We start from the raw sequence: 1,056 nt of genomic DNA, 5'->3' as shown, positions 1-1,056 counted from the left end.
ACCCGCGCGACCGCGGGGTCGCGGTCGCGCGGGTCCTCTCCGTCCCCGACGACCGGGCGGAGATCGCGGAGCACGTGCGCGAGTACGCCGCGGCGTTCGACGCGGTGATCGTCACCGGCGGGATCGGCAGCACCCCGGACGACGTGACGATGGAGGCGGTCGCGGACGCGTTCGACCGCGAGATGGCCGTCACCGACCTCACGCTGGAGTCGGTCGAGCGCCGGCTGGCCGCGATCCGCGAGCGCGTCCCCGACCGCGAGTTCGACGTCGACGTGGCGGCGGAGGCGGCGGTCCCCGAGGAGAGCCGCCCGCTCGTGACCGAGGCGGGACTCGCCCCCGGCTGCGTGATCGAGGGCGTCTACGTGTTCCCCGGCATCCCGGACGAGCTGAAGGCGACGTTCGAGACCGTCGCGGACGAGTTCTCCGGCGACCGTCGGTCGCGGTTCCTCTACACGGTCGAACCGGAATCGAACATCGTGCCCGCCCTGCAGGAGGCGATGGAGCGGTTCGACGTCGCCGTCGGCTGTTACCCCGACCGCGAGGCCGACCACAACCGCCTGAAGGTGACCGCGACCGACGACGCCGCGCTCGAGGACGCCGCGGCGTGGCTGCTGGAGACCGTCGACGCGAGCGAGACGCCGGTCCGTCGGAACTGGGACTGAGAAAAGTTGGAGCGGCGAACGGGACCGGGAGGGACGCGGCTCAGCCGGCCGTCCCGTTCTCCGGCGGCTCCGCGGGCGGCTGGTCGGGGCCGGTCGGGCCGGTCGGTCCAGTGGGCCCGCTCGGGCCGGTCGGTGCCTGCTGGCCGCCCGGACCGGGCGGCGTCCGATCGTTCGACACGAGGAAGTCCGCCAGGTTCCCGATCAGCGCGTCGGTGTCGGCGCGCCGGGCGTTCTCGGGCGCGAGGAAGTCGCTGTCGCCCACCGCGACCACGCCGTCGGTCCGGACGAGCAGCGGCGCCTCGGTGGCCGCGCGGGTCGTCGACAGCTCGCTCCCCTCGTTCGGGCGGAGCACGGCGCTGCCGGCGACCGTCGTTCCGACCGGCGTCGCGGACGG

The 1,056-nt window shown here is 74.5% G+C and carries 1 protein-coding gene and 1 pseudogene; one reads left to right on the top strand and one right to left on the bottom strand.

The genetic code is table 11. The features are described from left to right. Nucleotides 1-662 (top strand): molybdopterin-binding protein (locus tag DJ74_RS05325; protein WP_094526591.1); only part of this gene is annotated, 662 nt, incomplete at its 5' end. Nucleotides 663-702: 40 nt separating this feature from the next. Here the strand turns inward: DJ74_RS05325 and DJ74_RS05320 are convergent. Next, nucleotides 703-1,056: pseudogene (locus tag DJ74_RS05320) on the bottom strand (hypothetical protein); the annotation flags it as partial.

The organism is Halorubrum sp. Ea8, assembly GCF_002252925.1.
GTDB lineage: Archaea > Halobacteriota > Halobacteria > Halobacteriales > Haloferacaceae > Halorubrum.
The sequence above is the reverse complement of the archived record's forward strand: the minus strand, read 5'-3'. Positions and strand labels throughout refer to the sequence as shown.